This is a genomic window from Shewanella gelidii (assembly GCF_014647855.1).
GTDB classification, from domain to species: domain Bacteria; phylum Pseudomonadota; class Gammaproteobacteria; order Enterobacterales; family Shewanellaceae; genus Shewanella; species Shewanella gelidii.
This window is the reverse complement of the sequence record NZ_BMPZ01000014.1, coordinates 20,530-36,545: the sequence shown is the minus strand read 5'-3', so window position 1 is coordinate 36,545 and position 16,016 is coordinate 20,530. Positions and strand designations below refer to the sequence as shown.

The 16,016-nt window shown below is 44.1% G+C and carries 15 protein-coding genes and 1 other RNA gene; 8 read left to right on the top strand and 8 right to left on the bottom strand.

All coding sequences use genetic code 11. From position 1 onward, the window contains the following. Positions 1-905 precede the first annotated feature (905 nt). Both IEY18_RS16555 and IEY18_RS16550 read left to right on the top strand, forming a co-directional pair. Positions 906-1,871: a LysR family transcriptional regulator gene (locus tag IEY18_RS16555; RefSeq protein ID WP_188922907.1), complete on the top strand. Its 966-nt coding sequence runs from the start codon at positions 906-908 to the stop codon at positions 1,869-1,871. 184 nt (positions 1,872-2,055) lie between these two features. After that, complete coding sequence (locus IEY18_RS16550; RefSeq protein ID WP_188922905.1) at positions 2,056-4,041, top strand: multiheme c-type cytochrome; 1,986 nt, start codon at positions 2,056-2,058, stop codon at positions 4,039-4,041. Positions 4,042-4,499: 458 nt separating this feature from the next. On the opposite strand, the gene rnpB is transcribed toward IEY18_RS16550, so the two are convergent. Next, positions 4,500-4,846: RNase P RNA component class A (rnpB, locus tag IEY18_RS16545), an RNA gene on the bottom strand. An 83-nt stretch (positions 4,847-4,929) separates the two neighbouring features. Next, the gene (gene rsmI / locus IEY18_RS16540; RefSeq protein WP_188922902.1) at positions 4,930-5,772 is read right to left on the bottom strand and encodes a 16S rRNA (cytidine(1402)-2'-O)-methyltransferase; all 843 of its coding nucleotides are present in this window, start codon (positions 5,770-5,772) and stop codon (positions 4,930-4,932) included. 84 nt (positions 5,773-5,856) lie between these two features. Here rsmI and IEY18_RS16535 point away from each other — a divergent pair, with 84 nt between their 5' ends. From IEY18_RS16535 to dolP, 4 genes are all read left to right on the top strand, one after another. After that, positions 5,857-7,671 carry a penicillin-binding protein activator gene (locus IEY18_RS16535; protein ID WP_188922900.1) on the top strand — a complete coding sequence of 605 codons (1,815 nt, stop codon included), beginning with the start codon at positions 5,857-5,859 and terminating at the stop codon, positions 7,669-7,671. Positions 7,672-7,675: 4 nt separating this feature from the next. Next, on the top strand, positions 7,676-8,008 hold the full coding sequence (locus IEY18_RS16530; RefSeq protein ID WP_188922898.1) for a YraN family protein: 333 nt from the start codon (positions 7,676-7,678) through the stop codon (positions 8,006-8,008). Between the two features lie 98 nt (positions 8,009-8,106). After that, positions 8,107-8,697 carry a phosphoheptose isomerase gene (locus IEY18_RS16525; protein ID WP_188922896.1) on the top strand — a complete coding sequence of 197 codons (591 nt, stop codon included), beginning with the start codon at positions 8,107-8,109 and terminating at the stop codon, positions 8,695-8,697. Then, a complete protein-coding gene (gene dolP / locus IEY18_RS16520; RefSeq protein ID WP_188922894.1) occupies positions 8,697-9,269 on the top strand; it encodes a division/outer membrane stress-associated lipid-binding lipoprotein in 573 nt (190 codons plus the stop codon). The genes IEY18_RS16525 and dolP overlap by 1 nt, the downstream gene beginning before the upstream one ends. A gap of 76 nt (positions 9,270-9,345) precedes the next feature. On the opposite strand, the gene trpS is transcribed toward dolP, so the two are convergent. From trpS to rpe, 3 genes are read right to left on the bottom strand one after another with little or no spacing between them, the layout of a single operon-like run. Next, a complete protein-coding gene (trpS, locus tag IEY18_RS16515) occupies positions 9,346-10,344 on the bottom strand; it encodes a tryptophan--tRNA ligase (RefSeq protein WP_188922892.1) in 999 nt (332 codons plus the stop codon). Between the two features lie 21 nt (positions 10,345-10,365). After that, positions 10,366-11,061, bottom strand: coding sequence for a phosphoglycolate phosphatase (locus IEY18_RS16510; protein WP_188922890.1), 696 nt, complete (start codon positions 11,059-11,061; stop codon positions 10,366-10,368). Positions 11,062-11,080: 19 nt separating this feature from the next. Continuing rightward, positions 11,081-11,755, bottom strand: a complete 675-nt coding sequence (gene rpe / locus IEY18_RS16505; protein WP_188922888.1) for a ribulose-phosphate 3-epimerase — start codon at positions 11,753-11,755, stop codon at positions 11,081-11,083. 175 nt (positions 11,756-11,930) lie between these two features. On the opposite strand from rpe, the gene IEY18_RS16500 reads away from it, so the two are divergent. Beyond that, positions 11,931-12,275 carry a hypothetical protein gene (locus IEY18_RS16500; protein WP_188922886.1) on the top strand — a complete coding sequence of 115 codons (345 nt, stop codon included), beginning with the start codon at positions 11,931-11,933 and terminating at the stop codon, positions 12,273-12,275. Then, positions 12,276-12,455, top strand: coding sequence for a DUF2970 domain-containing protein (locus tag IEY18_RS16495; RefSeq protein WP_188922884.1), 180 nt, complete (start codon positions 12,276-12,278; stop codon positions 12,453-12,455). A gap of 19 nt (positions 12,456-12,474) precedes the next feature. Here IEY18_RS16495 and IEY18_RS16490 read toward each other — a convergent pair whose 3' ends face one another. From IEY18_RS16490 to aroB, 3 genes are read right to left on the bottom strand one after another with little or no spacing between them, the layout of a single operon-like run. Further along, complete coding sequence (locus IEY18_RS16490; protein ID WP_188922882.1) at positions 12,475-13,314, bottom strand: Dam family site-specific DNA-(adenine-N6)-methyltransferase; 840 nt, start codon at positions 13,312-13,314, stop codon at positions 12,475-12,477. Positions 13,315-13,362: 48 nt separating this feature from the next. Further along, entirely contained in the window at positions 13,363-14,913 is a 1,551-nt protein-coding gene (locus IEY18_RS16485) for an AAA family ATPase (RefSeq protein ID WP_188922880.1), read from the bottom strand. A gap of 17 nt (positions 14,914-14,930) precedes the next feature. Continuing rightward, positions 14,931-16,007 (bottom strand): 3-dehydroquinate synthase, encoded by a 1,077-nt coding sequence (aroB, locus tag IEY18_RS16480; protein ID WP_188922878.1) that lies wholly within the window; start codon positions 16,005-16,007, stop codon positions 14,931-14,933. Between the last annotated feature and the right edge of the window lie 9 nt (positions 16,008-16,016).

The following is a 16,016-nucleotide window of genomic DNA, read 5'->3' as shown; positions in this document are numbered from 1 at the left end:
TGCACCGATGAATTAACCAAGGCTAATTCTGCGCCCTGACTGGCTTTATCACCTTCTTGCGAAGTTGCTCTGCCGTGTCAGTGGATGCGCATTATAGGGAGATTTTGAAACCGCGCAAGGGCTTTTCTGTAGAAAAACGATCTTTTTTCGATCTTTAGATTTACCCCCTCCTTTCGAACATTAAACCCACAGAGTTATCCACAATCCTACAGCAACATGCATAAATTACATACAATAGGCTCGACTAGGCACTGAGGCTTTGACAAATAAAAAGAGTAGATAAGTACATTCGCATCATCACAGGTACTTGAAGGAGGCGTTTTGTCAGGCATCATCGAAAACGAACAACACATAAACACGCCGACTTAATACCATCGATGAATCAATATTCCACTAAACATTATGACTTCCGCTATCGGATCATTGGGTGAGGATATTCCTACAAGCTTGCAGATGTATAACTTAGCTAGACTCAACTGCTGAGAAAACGTCATTGGCACAGACTTATTTATGTGTCTTCACGTCATCATATGAAAATCAGGATTTTTCAATTCGAGCTAAGCTTCAATGATATCGCAATAGATGCCCTTGAAAAGAGCAGCGTTAAATCCGTTGGGACTGTCAGCAGCCATGTACAAACCAGAAGGTTGCACAAGCCTTTTCTTTACACCCTGCCCCTTAATGATGTTCTAATAGTTGAAATCATCACTCTCCAGTTAATGACTATTCTGCCTATTCTATGCAACGTGAAAATCTCTAGAACAGCCTATACAATTTTAGACCAACAAAAATGGACGGCTTGCTAAGGGTCACAAAATTAAAGTTAACATTTTTTTGCGCTCAATATTGAATACCTATGTGCTATACATATTTATAATTCTTCTAGTTAATATTGAGTTTTCACTATGCTAAGTAAGTCTTTAAGGGTAATTTCAGAACTCGATATTTTTAGTCTGATAGTGTTCAAAGTACTTTATGAAAAAGGGGCCGCAAATAATACCGCAAGTGAACTAGAGGTATCCGCCCCCAAAGTAAGCCGATGTTTAGCATCACTTCGTACCGCTTTTGATGATGAGCTGTTTTATCGTAGACAACAGGGTTTAAAGCCAACCCCTTTGGCCGAAGCGCTGTATAAGCCAATCTGCGATTTTTATCGAATTGTTTCTCACCTCGATCAAGTCGCACTTGGCGAACCCGAATCAACTTTTGCACCAACCATCAATATAGCAGTATCGAAATATATTATGACGAGCCTAGCCCTTGCTCTTAACCAGCATCCTCAACAAGAAGTGCTGGGCAAAATTCGCTTGCAACAATGGGGACGCAGCTCTGAAGAGTTAATTAGTGATGGCCAAATTGATTTTGGAATTACACTGGAAAGCTCTGAAGCAGCGGGGTTGAACTGTGAACATTTAGGCGCGCCTAACAGCCTCTACTTAGCCGCCAAGCAAGAGCACCCTATTTGGGAATATTCACCTCAAATCACGTTAGAACAAATAGCAATGTATCCATTTGCCTACCTAGAAAGCATAGGGTTTAATGATCGAATAGATCCACTTGAATTGTACTGTCGGAATGCCAGAGTTGAATTAGCCGACGTGGATAAAGTAATGAGTAAGGAAGAGTTGCTAAGCCATCTTTTAACGATGGGTAGCTTAGCATTCATATCTGCCGTAGATGTTGACATGTACAGCAATATTCCCGCGCTCAGAACAGAAGCTTTAGATCATGAACAACATCATAAATTGCACATCGGACAGAGTGCTCCACAGTACTATCTCATCGAAAAGAGGCTGAAAAACCGTAGATATAACGAAGAGAGAAGATCAATAGTCATTGATATAGTTACCGACATACTCAAATCGACATAGCTTTAAAAGATATTTCGAAACTCATTTCAGATGGCGAAATTGCTAGTTTTAGTTATTGAAATATCGGGAACAACATCTTTAATTCCTAATCACATACTTCGTATGCCCGCGTTCAGTTTTTAGTCATTTCTTTATATTGTATTTACTGCATAAGCCCCATAATACCTACAAAAGGGAACAGATAATGAGTCGATATAATAAATCTTTACTAACGATGGCGCTTATAGCCGCTATCAGCATGGTGGGATGCAGTGATGGGAAAGACGGCCAAGACGGCGCACCGGGTGAGCCTGGAGCACCTGGTGACACCTCTACTGTAGAAACATCAGAAGTAACCAATATTGAGTTTATTTCCCATCACGTTGAAGACGGTAAAGTGACGATTGAGTTTGAAATAACAAACGAAAATGGTGTTTTGATCAACGGCCTATCTGAGGCGTCTGTCTATTTAGCCCTTAAAACTGAACAGGGAATTCAGCGCTCACGTGATGGTGAAGTCGGTGGCACAGTCACTGTCGGTGGAGACGAGCCAACCGAAGGCGCGGCCTTAACTATGCTTGACGACGGTCATTATCAGCTAATAGCACCAATAGCATCTGTTCAAGCCGATTCAGAGGTATTAACTCGATTACAAGTGGGCGACGGCGAAACGATTGCTGACTCTCCATATGTTATTGTAAACAAGCCCGAGAGCATACATACAACGACGACTGAAACCTGTTACTCATGCCATGTGGACTATGCCACTTCAGATATTAAGCATGCAAAATATGTCGCACTAAACACCAAAGGCGAAGTCGACTTTGTCGGTGGCTGTATGGTGTGCCATAACAATATTGCCCGCGGGCTAAATGAGGCTGGCGAATATGACGAAACAGGTGGATATGCTAAAAATACCATACAAAAATTGGGTCATATTAATCACCAGAAATTTGAAAAAGATTTCACGCCTGCCAACTGCTATACCTGCCATGCTGAGCCTGTCATCAATACCAGCATTGCAGGCAATGGCTGTAGTGACTGTCATACTTCAGGAGCCTCAGCTGCTGCGATCGTTCAGGCCGTAGGCGATTTTGATGCCCGTGAATTCCATGCTAAATCGACACTTGTCGGTCTGAATGAGCGTGAAGTCATTCGCTCGAACCACTACACCACAACAAGCATGCCATACTTTAACCCAACGATGGATGAATGGATCGATCACAAAGGCAATGCGTGGACTTCAGGCTACTGCGTTGACATCGCTTTATTTAATATTTCTAGTGGAACACCTGTCCAATTGAACATTGGCGAAATGTATGCCAATCATGAAGTGACATATGGTGGCGCATATATCAACAATTATCACAATGACTCCATTGTGGCGCGAGTGATTACTCATGGTGCAGAAGGTTATATTGAGCAAGCTGATGGATCTCGATCAGTCTGCTATGGAGAATTGACAGAAGGGTATGAATTAACAAACCTGTCTGCAAGCTCTAGAATTACCATCGCAGATACAAACTGGGAAGATAGTGATGGCGAATTTGGCGTTTCATTTACGGGTTATAGTAGCGTTGTTGATCCAATTAATTTTGAAAAAGTTCAAGATTGGGGCCGTCGCCACGCAGTCACCACAGATAGTTGCACCACTTGTCACAACAACGATACTAACTACCACAAAAATGGTAGCTATCGTAATGGTGGCTTAGATTGTGTTGCCTGTCATAACAACGGTCAAGATCGGAGAGCTGCATATTCGGCTCCCGGTTTTGGTCCTATGGTTCACAGTATGCACTGGGGCGTAGGTAACGCGCTTTCTGGTGCCAAAGTTGACGAAGAAACCGGTGAAAACTTAGTGAATTCGGCTGACAGCTTAAATGCCGATAATTGTGTGTCATGTCATGCTGACGGCGTAAGTTTAGCTGATGTACCCAACCAGTACATGCTGTCTAAAGCATATAACGAAGGCAATGCTGGAGTTATGACAAGTCCCATCACGGCGAATTGCTTTGCTTGCCATGATTCAGAGCAAGCACTAAACCATATGCAACAAAATGGTGGCGAGCTAAACGTTCCAAACAATACTGGCTGGTATACAGAAGGAACTTCTGAATCTTGTGCTACATGCCATGACTCAGGTAAAACATTCGGTATTGATAAATATCATAACTTCGAACGAGCGCTTTAACGGCTCATATTTTTATTACCGCTCTGCAGAGTTGGTAGAGGGAAGTATAAGTGGCGGCCAGCTGGCCGCCTTACTTTTTTCACTCTCGTTGTCTAGAGATCACATTTAACAACTATCAAATCAATTCGGTACAACGATCGCACTCAGGCATTCAAACTTTCACATGAAGCAAATGAATTCCCCTCCTTCGACTTTGCCCTGCTCACGTAACCTTTAAACCTTTGGCTTAATGACCATATTCAACTCACACGAAGTAAAACATCTCAAAAGCTGCTTGAATGAAGTCTCAGGATAAATTGCTATTTTGCGCGATGCGAATTGAGATTGATTTCATATGGCTCGCTATCAATGAAGGTATAGGAGATAGGGAATTTTGTGTGTACCAGTTTGTGGCACACTTTGTAGCACAGGTATAAACATAAAGGGCCTCACATCGCTGTGAGGCCCTTTATATAAAGAGTTTGAGTTGGCCGATAAGCCGGGTCCTGTCGTGGACAGTTATTCATCTAGGCCTGCAATCGCTCACAGGCTCAAGCGACCTACCCGGTTCCAACGCGAGCCACGCCATAAGGAACCCTATTTGGTCTTGCTTCGGGTAGAGTTTACCTTGCTACGAACTATTACTAGCCGCACGGTGCGCTCTTACCGCACCCTTTCACCCTTACCAATCCGAAGATTGGCGGTCTTCTCTCTGCTGCACTTGTCGTCGGTTCACACCGCCCAGGCGTTACCTGGTACCCTGCTCTATGAAGCCCGGACTTTCCTCCCCGTTCAAATTGAACGCGGCAACTGTCTGGCCAACTCGGCGCGGATTATAGCGGAAGTTGCACTTCACGCCAATCTATTCCAGCCGAATTCGTCTGAATTCGACACAATCAATGTTCACACCTATAAGTTATTCGCAAGTCCGTACTTATAAAGTGCATTCTTTTTTAAATTGTGTAGTTGCGCTGCGAGTGCTGAAGCTTTCTTCAGTGGCAGTTCTGTACACAATAATGTGAGTGTTTCTATTGCTGCAATTGGTAACTCATCTTCCTGCATGCTTCGATAGCCATGACACATTAAGACCATTTCGCCTCGCTGCTGATTAGGATCACTTTTGACCTTATCCAACACTTCTGCTGCCGTTCCGGTAAGAAATGTTTCAAATGTTTTTGTGATTTCCCGAGCCATTGCGATGACTCTATCTTCGCCTAAAACGCTCACGATGGACTCTAAGCTGTGTACGATTCGATGCGGTGATTCGTAAAATATCAATGTGCGAGGATCTTGCTTCAAAGCACTTAGTTTATCGATTCGTCCCTTCTCTTTTGCAGGTAAGAACCCCTCAAAAGAAAAACGGTCCGATGGTAATCCCGAAGCACTTAAAGCTGTAATCGCGGCGCAAGGGCCGGGGAGTGGTATAACCTCAAAACCTTCTTGACGGACAATAGAAACCAGATGATAGCCAGGATCAGATATCAGTGGCGTACCGGCATCAGAAATGAGCGCAACGGACTCGCCAGCCGCCAACTTCTGCGCGATCCATTGCGCTTTATCGCGTTCGTTATGATCATGCAAAGCGACTTTACGGGTTTCAATGCCAAAATGACTCAATAACTTGCCACTATGCCGCGTATCCTCACAAGCGATGAGAGAAACTTGCCTCAATATATCTAGCGCCCTTTCGCTGATATCTCCTAAGTTACCGATTGGCGTGGGAACAATATAAAGTGCGACCTTTAGGTCCATATGTACCTCTGTAATGTAGCAAGACTTTCGTCAAGAGTGAGAGCAGGTTAAACTATTGCCAGCATCTTACCAGAGTGAAGCCCTGTGTTAAAAAGACTGAATCATTCAAAACTTATTTATCTTGCCTTTTTGTCGAGCATTATCATTGGTTGTGGTACCACGCCACCAGCCCAACAAACCGAAACCAAAGCGATTTCAATGGTTGCGGCAACGAGTGATGCAAGTGCCTATATGAAACTGGCAAGCGAAACGGATTCAGCTTGGGATAAAACCAAGTACTTGCTACTCGCCTCTGAAGCTTATTTAAATGACAACCAGTTGGACGCGGCTTCTGAATTACTGCAAGCCATGGGTTCACTGACATCTCAAACAGAGCTCAAGGCCAAAAAGAAATACTTACAAGCACGGCTCTTTGAACAGTCAGGCTTTCCGCAAAAGGCACTGGAGCACTTGTCATTTCCACAAAATTGGATACTCCCCAAATGGCAAATGGCGCAGTATCACCTTTATCGGTCAGAGTTGTTGAAGCAAAATAAACAGCCGCTTGAGCAAGTGAAAGAACTTGTTCGACATACGCAATATGTTGATGCTAAGGACGCGCATGTCGTCAATGACCAAATTTGGTCGATTTTACAAAATCAAGAAGAAGACACCCTCAGCCAACATATGCGTTTTGCGAAAGACGCCACTTATGCCGGTTGGTTACAATTAGCCTTTATCGCAAAGCACTACGCAGTCGACCCAAATGAGCTAGTCAGCTATCTTGGTCAATGGCAACAGCAAAATGCCAACCACCCCGGAGCAATGAAACTCCCCACAAACCTTGAGATGGCCTTAAATGCTAAACCATATCGTCCCTCTCAAATTGCAGTATTGCTACCCTTAACCGGAAAAAGAGCCGGTATCGCTGATGCTGTCAAACAGGGGATTTTGTCTAGTTATATGACTAAAGGGGAGCATCAACGCGCTATCCAATTCTATGATACCAATACTGGTGCTGCCCAAGCTTACAATCAAGCAGTACGCAATGGTGCAAACTTTATTATCGGGCCACTACTGCAATCGAATGTCGAAGCACTGCAACAAACCACAACTACAGAGATTGTGCCACAGCTATTTTTAAACCAAGCGCAAAATGCAGCGCCCGATTTAAATCGCTTTTATTTTTCCCTATCCCCAGCACAAGAAGCGGCTGATACCGCACAGCGGCTCGCTAAAGATGGTATTGAAATGCCTCTCGTATTAGCAAGTAATGATGCCGCTGGACGCAGGATGGCTCAGAGTTTCAATCAAGCCTGGCAGGCGCTGACCTCTGAGCCTGCTGAAGTCCATCATTATGATGGTGACAAGATGAAACAAACCGTGCAACAGGCACTTGGGGTGACTGATAGTCTTGAACGTATTAAGCGAATTAAGTCGTTACTGGGTATCAAATTAGAAGCGGACTTTCGTTCTCGACGGGATATAGATGCAATTTACATGATATCGCCCAAAAAAGATTTATTGCTTCTCAAGCCCTTTATTGACGTTAACTTCAGCGTATTTGCAGATGCAGTGCCTTTGTATACTTCCAGCCGTAGCCGCCTCGACAATAGCTCAACCCAAACCATGCAAGAGCTAAATAATTTAACGATTAGTGACATACCATGGCTGTTAGAGGACAGCGCAGAAACCAAGTTAGTCAAATCTATTTGGCCAAAGTGGAGTAACACCCAAAAGCGCTTATTCATTATGGGGTTTGACGCTTTAGACTTGGTCGACAAACTTGCGCAAATGCGCGCGTTTCCTGGCTATCAATATCAAGGCCGAGGAGGTGTGCTATCCGTCACCGCAGATGGCACCATTGAGCGACAGTTGAGCTGGGCCAAGTATCGCCGAGGCAAGCTGAGAAAACTATAAATCCATGAATGGTATCTCCGGACAACAAGGTGAAGCGCTCGCAAAATCCTATTTGATTCAGCAAGGACTGAGCTTTATCGCGCAAAATGTACGGTATTCGTTTGGGGAAATCGATCTGGTGATGTTAGATGGCGAACAAATGGTGTTTGTTGAAGTCAAATATAGACGTTCAACCCAATTCGGCGGTGCGCTACAAGCACTCTCGGCGAAGCAAATGAAACGAATTAGACAAGCTGCAGCACATTATCAGCAACTCAATCATATTAATCAGCCGGTAAGGCTAGATGTAATCGCGATAGATGGTACCGAAATCCACTGGCTGCCAAACGCGTTTTAATTTATTTAGAAGCTAGCAGAAAGTGCTGACTTCAACCCTATTTACTTCAATGTTGCCTCGCAGCAATAAGAATGCAATTTTAATGGAAGGATGTATCCATGCTAGAACGAATTAAAGACAGCTTTACCGAATCAATTCAGACCAAAATTGATGCCGCTGAAGCGCTACCTGAATCGATTGAAAAAGCAGCCGAGATGATGGTGCAGTGTCTTCTAAGTGGCAATAAAATTCTAGCTTGTGGCAATGGTGGCAGCGCTGGAGACGCACAACACTTTTCTGCAGAGCTACTCAATCGTTATGAAATTGAGCGCCCCCCTCTACCAGCAATCGCTTTGACAACCGACACATCCACGATAACGGCCATCGGAAATGACTATAGTTACGACGAAATTTTCTCTAAACAAATTCTAGCGCTTGGGCAGCCTGGAGATATTTTGCTTGCTATCTCAACCAGCGGTAACTCAGGAAATGTCATTAAAGCCATGGAAGCGGCTTTAAGCCGAGATATGACTATTGTGGCATTAACTGGTAAAGATGGCGGTGCTATGGCCGGATTAATGGGCGTAAATGATGTAGAGGTTCGAGTACCATCGAACGTTACAGCTCGCATTCAAGAAGTCCATTTACTTGCTATTCACTGCCTGTGCGACAATATTGACCGCACTTTATTTCCACAGGAAGATCAGTAATGTTTATTCGGCTCGTAGGCATCTCTTTAATGCTGCTGATGTTACAAGGCTGCGCGAGTGTTGTGGTTGTCGGAGCGGTTGGCGGCACCATTATGGCCAATGATGAACGTAGCATCACGACCCAACTGAATGATACAGATATGGACTTTGATATTTCAGCGGCTTTGAGTAAACAAGCAAGCTTGAAATCGCAAACTCATATTAATGCCATTACGATGAATACGAACGTATTGCTGGTTGGCCAGGCACCAAACTCAATGCTTCGTGATCAAGCCGTTAAAGCTGTCACCGATCTGAAAATTGCGAAGCAAATTCATAATCAGATAAGGATCGGGAACCCCACATCATTTACAACACGCAGCAATGACAGCTGGATTACCACGAAAGTGAAAAGTCGAATGCTAAAAGACAAGAAGCTCGACATGACACGCGTGAAAGTTGTTACTGAAAATGGTGAAGTCTTTTTATTGGGACTCGTTGAAAAAGAACAAGCAGACTTGGCAGTAGATATAGCGAGAAATACATCCGGGGTTCGCCGGGTAATTAAAGTGTTTGAGATTATCAGCAACTAAATGCCATTCAGCTAAATATCATTCAACAAAAAACCGACCTTAATAGGTCGGTTTTTTAATGCGTCTTAGGCTGACGTTATACTGGCAAACCAATGCGCTCATAGACTTGCTTTAGCGTCACTTCAGCGCGAGCACTCGCTCGTTCAGCACCGTCTTTCATCACAGCATTCAGCAGTTCGCGATCAGCTCGGAACTCTTTGAACCGAGCCTGTAAAGGCTCAAGCATCGACACAACCGCATCACCTGTTGCGACTTTCAGGTGGCCATACATCTTTCCTTCAAACTCAGTTTCTAAGCTTGCGATACTTTGACCTGTTGCACCTGACATCAAACTCAAAAGGTTAGATACACCCGGTTTGGCATCAACATCAAATCGGACGACTGGTGGCTCTTCGCTATCTGTAACTGCTTTTTTAATTTTCTTCATAATGGCTTTTGGATCTTCAAGTAAGCCAATCACGTTATTACGGTTGTCATCAGACTTCGACATCTTCTTTAACGGGTCCTGTAACGACATGACCTTCGCCCCCAGCTGCGGGATGAAAGGCTCTGGCACTGTAAAAGTGTCGCCGTAGGCATTATTAAACCGCGTCGCAATATCACGCGTTAATTCGAGGTGCTGCTTTTGGTCTTGGCCAACAGGCACTTCATTCGCTTGGTACAGCAAAATATCTGCCGCCATTAATACAGGGTAGCCAAATAAGCCGACGTTAATATTACTGGCATGCTTTTGTGACTTATCTTTAAACTGAGTCATGCGATTCAGCTCACCCATTTGCGTATAGCAATTCAGTGCCCATGCAAGCTGGGTATGCTGTGGCACATGTGACTGCACAAACATGGTACTTTTCTTAGGGTCAATTCCAACCGCAAGATAAAGTGCTAACGTATCTAAACAGGCTTCGAGCAAAAGCTTAGGATCTTGTCTCACCGTAATGGCATGCAGATCGACCACACAGTAAATGCAATCATGACTTTCTTGCATCGCAACCCACTGTCGCAAAGCGCCCATGTAATTGCCTATGGATAACTCACCAGACGGCTGGGCACCGCTGAATACAATGGGTTTACTCATAATGTTCAAAACTCCGATTACTTATAACGTCACAGGCTCTGTAGCAAGCCATGATAATACTTGATTAAATTGCTGACATACTGCGTTTGGCTCAGCCAGCCCAATATCTTCACCGTAGTTGTAGCCATAGGTCAAGCCAATTGACGCGATCCCTGCTGATTTCGCTGCAATAATGTCATTTTTGGAATCACCCACCATCAGCATTTGCGCTTCTGACAATCCCCAGCGCTCTATAAGGTACTGCAGCGGCATTGGATCCGGTTTCATTTTAGCAAGCGTATCCCCGCCCAATATGAGTTCGAAATATGACTGCAACTCAAACGCTTCAATTAAAGGCACGGCAAATTGATAGGGTTTATTCGTCACCACTGCCATTTTGTAGCCTTGCTTATGAAGTTCGGCGATCGTCTCTGCAACACCGGCATACAGTCGGCTATGCTGGTGAAGATAGCGTTGATAATTATCCATAAAAATGGGCATGACTTGCTGGAGCTGTTGGCTATCGGCCTCTTTACCACTCGCCCAAAATAATGCGCGCGCCATCAGCTTTTTTGCACCATTACCAACCCAGCCACGAACTTGCTGCTCTGTACACTTGTCAAACCCTAAGGACGCCAAAGTTTCTTGAACAGCTACGGCAAGATCCGGCACGCTGTCAACTAGGGTACCGTCTAAATCAAAAGCGATGGCGCAAATTCTATTGGGCTGATGGTTCACGTATAATTATTCCTATGAGTTATGCATCTATCTTGGCAAGCTCTAGACGCATATCATCAATAACGGCCTTATAATCAGGCTGATTAAAGATGGCGGATCCAGCCACAAACATATCCGCTCCTGCAGCAGCTATTTCACCGATATTATCAACCTTCACCCCACCATCAACTTGCAAACGAATATCGCGACCGCTCGCTTCGATACGCGCTTTTACCTGACGAAGTTTATCGAGTGTTGATGGAATGAATGACTGGCCGCCGAACCCTGGGTTAACTGACATCAATAGAATGACATCAAGCTTATCCATTACATGGTCTAGGTAGTGAAGTGGTGTGCCAGGATTAAACACTAAACCCGCCTTACAACCGGATTCTTTGATAAGTTGCAAGCTACGATCTAAATGTTCTGTCGCCTCAGGATGAAATGTAATAATTGAAGCGCCAGCTTTGACAAAGTCAGGAATAATGCGATCGACTGGTTTTACCATCAAATGCACATCAATATCTGCTGTTACGCCATAGTCGCGTAATGCTTGGCATACCATAGGGCCAATCGTTAGATTAGGAACATAATGATTATCCATCACATCAAAATGAACAACATCGGCACCCGCATCAAGCACAGCTTGAACATCATCGCCAAGGCGGGCAAAGTCTGCAGATAAGATGGAAGGAGCAATTAAAAATGGACGCATGGTAAACTCGCAACTTGTGATTAAGTAATCGGCTATTTTACCTATACTCCCCGAGTTGCTCTAGCACTATTCGGCGATTTCACCGATTAGTTTTATTGACCTGAAAAATTTGTTCAAAATCTAGTCTGATTTGCTATAATTGGCTCCTAGTCACAAAAGGCCGCGGAGGTTAGAGATGAACGGAACCATCAAAAACAGAAGCAATATCAAGTCTGCTGCAATGCTCTCTATTGCCGCCGGACTCGTCGCCATTTGTGCCTATAACTTCCAAGATAAAGCTCAAGACGAGCTAACCGCAGCCTGTGTTTGCGATGCAAATGCCAGCTACGACAAAAGCTTACCTGCTAGTCACCCAAAAAACAGGTGTGCAGAAAAAACAGAATTAAGCTGGAAAACTTGGCTCGTCGGAAACAACAATTCAAATCAATTTCATTTTGTTGATTTAGTCGAATTGCTATCTGGTCACCAAGACCGTCCTCTAGAAGAAATTCCTTCAGCAAGTCCTGACAGCCAGTACTAAATGGACTTTTGGCAGGTATTAAGCAGCACACTTGCTGCTTTTTTTGGCGTTCAAAAAGAAAGTAATCGAGTGCGAGATTTCAATCACGACTCTCCACTGCCTTTTATTATTGCGGGTATCATATTGGCCGTGGCACTGGTGCTCTGCTTAGTGGTAATTGTCTACTACGTACTTTCGTAGCAGACACTCCTAACTAAACTTAATCATTTTCGGCGTGATAAGTCTCGTCATAGAGAGCAATCAGTTCATCAACTTTCACTCGCCCCGAACCTTTTTGACTAATGTTGCGTTGCACGGAAATCGTGTCAAATTTAGCACCATGATATAACTCTCGAGTTAACGGGATATCATGATTACTAATAAGTACAGGGATCTGCCGATCAAGAGCAGTATGGCGTGAGTGCCGTGCTAACAAGGCCTGATCATCCAAACTAAAACCTGCGCCAACATAAGTGGTAAAGCTAGCTGTTGTTGAAAGTGGCGCATAAGGCGGGTCACAATAAATGACATCACCAAATTCTGTTTGCTCAAATGCTTGCTCATAGCCAATGCACTTAAACACTGCTTTTTGAGACTTCTCTGAGAAGGCTAGAATTTCTTTTTCAGGGAAATACGGCTTTTTATACGACCCAAACGGCACATTGAAGCCACCCTTTTTGTTGTAACGACACAAGCCATTAAATCCATGGCGGTTCATATATAAGAAATAGACTGATCGTATAAAAGGATCTTTGGTTTGATTAAACTCGGTACGGATTTGGTAATAGGCCTCTTTGTTATTCTTTTCCGGAACAAATAAGGCTTTAGCTGCGGCAATATATTTTTCAGGCTCTTTTTGGACAATTTTATAAAGATTAATCAAATCCAAATTTATATCGCAGAGTAGGTACTCGTCATAATCGGTATTCAAAAACACTGAACCCGCACCCACAAACGGCTCGACAAGACGCTTACCTTCAGGCAAGTGACGAGACAAAGCATCAACCAACTTATATTTACCGCCAGCCCACTTCAAAAAGGCCCTTTGTTTTTTCTTCATTTATAATTGATTGAATACTTAAAACCGAAGGCAATGATTGTACTTTGTTTATTTCCCAATTTCATTGTTTGGATAGTGATTCTGTAACTCTATTTGTTGAATCTCTTCCCACTTACGCAACCAAGGTTGTAAAGACGCAGAAACCTTTGTAATTCGCCGCATTCCAGCTTCGGCTTCAGCCCGAGTTTTATAGTTGCCCAGTGTCACGACATAGTAGCCTTTTTGTCTCAACACAAAGATATCTGGCTGCCCCTTGATGACTCTCAAAACTGAATCTAGCGATTTCTTCTGCGAAAGCTTAGCGAGCTGCAAGGTGTACTCTTGATAACTCACGCTCTCTTTAGGGCTCAATTGACTCTGTAACTGCCGCGCTACATTTGCCTTGGGATCACTTTGATGCTCTTGTGCATGCTCAATAGACGCTCTCAAATCTTTTGCTGGAGGAGAGGATGTTCGTGCAACACGCGTACTAAGTACTGCTTTAGCATCCAGCAATTGCTCAGAGGTCACGTCTTGCGCTGTAAGGTCTGGTATTGTCTCGTCGATCGCGGTCTCAGCCACTAAATTGGGCTGTATTTCATTGTTTGACTGGCTTTCTTCTGCTGGGCTTGTGACCGAATGCTTTAGTCTCAACGGTTTGGTAACAATAAGTGAGACGCCTAGTTTGTCTGCCGATGATTTAGATTGAGTTACTTTATTTTTACTCTGCAATAGCGCGGTTTCATGGCGCTCTAGCCAATAATTATCCAGCAGCTTACGACCATAGGTCGCTAGCAGATCCCCGCTAGACTTTTTGGTTGCCGCAAATACGACTTGTCTGCGCTCGGGGTCCCCCCCTGAAACGCTCAACCCGTAATACAACCCAACACTGATTAAAACGGCCATTAAAGCGAGGCTGAGTATCATTTTAACCGGTTTGGTCGCCTTTTTTTGCTCCCCATGCAAAGCCAGCTCGAGCAAATTCACAACTTCTTGTGGAGTTCCTTGCTGGGACTCCAGTTGACGTTTAACGATGTCTCGCGGTAAAAACAAAGACGCTTCAGTTCGACTTAACAAGCCAAAATAAAGCCCCTCTCTTTCGGCAAGCGAAAGTGAATCTATGGCAATAGGGAGGATCAATTCTTTCGAGCCACTGGCAAGTTGATTCATGAGTGGAAGCACATAATCTGCGTCAGCGGTTAACGTTATGGATATGGGTTTGCCAGCACACTGCACCTGGCTCAACACTAGACATTCAGCCCATAACCCTGAAGACATAAAATGGGCGTCATCGATAACAATATGGATAGGTTTAGTCAGGCCGTCGCTCACTCTGAGCATCGTTTCAGCAAGTGAAACTTCATCGTCAAATAGTGGATCGTGCAGCAATTGGACGAGAACTTTGCGGCGAATTTCAGCATCATCAGCATTTAGAGGGCAAACGACCAAAGCTGAATTGAACTCATCGAGCTCATTCACAAGGGCTGTAACAACGCTGGATTTACCGCTACCTGAAGGACCACAAACAACCTTAAGCTGTTCGCTATAACTCGCAATATGAAGCAATCGCTGCAGAAGTGATTCCTGACTGGGTAGTAAGGCTAAATTATTGTCTTCCACTCATTTCACCAAAAACGCTATGCGCTGGTGATAACTTGCTCCAAGAGTGAATCATCCACTTTGCCAAAGACTTCAGCCTGCCCTAATGCCGTAGGCAATACGAGTCTAAGCTGACCAGCAAGAACTTTTTTATCACGGCGCATATGCTTAATAAAGCTTTCAAAATCCATTGATTCTGGGGCTTTGGTTGGCAAATTGAACGCTTCAAGTAAACGCACAATTCGACAAACAATTGACTCATCAATCAAATTCATTTCTACAGAAGTAAGTGCAGCAAGTACCATGCCAGCAGCGACGGCTTCACCATGCAACCATTGTCCATAACCCATTTCAGCTTCAATCGCATGACCAAAGGTATGGCCAAGATTTAACAGTGCTCGCACACCACGCTCTGTTTCATCTTCCGCCACGACTTCGGCCTTGATTTCACAACAGCGCGCAATTGCGTAGGCTAAAACCTCTTTGTCCAAAGCTAGCAAAGGTTGAACATTTTGCTCAAGCCACTCAAAAAAATTGCTATCCCAAATAATTCCATACTTGATGACCTCAGCCATACCCGCAGCAAACTCTCGAGCGTCTAACGTATCGAGGCAATTTGTATCAATTAGAACGACTTTAGGTTGGTGAAAGGCGCCAATCATGTTCTTACCCAACTCATGATTCACTGCAGTTTTGCCGCCCACTGATGAGTCGACTTGTGATAGCAAGGTTGTTGGAATTTGCAAAAATTCGACACCCCGTTGATAACTGGCAGCAGCAAAGCCTGTCATATCACCGATCACACCGCCGCCTAGTGCGACGAGTATTGCATCTCTAGCGAAATTTTTTTCAAGCAAAGCAGTAAAGATCAGATCGAGATGGGTCAAGTCTTTAAACTGTTCTCCATCGGGAAGGATGACCGATTCTACTTGAGAAAAAGGCAAAAAAAGATCACACGCTTGCTTTAAATACAAGGGTGCGATCGTTTCATTGGTTACGATAAGGACTTTACGCCCTTTGATATAGGACGATAGATGTTCGCTCTCCGATAACAACTTCTGGCCAATAAAAATGGGATAACTGCGCTCACTTAAATCAACCTGAATTTGCTTCATTAACTCTAC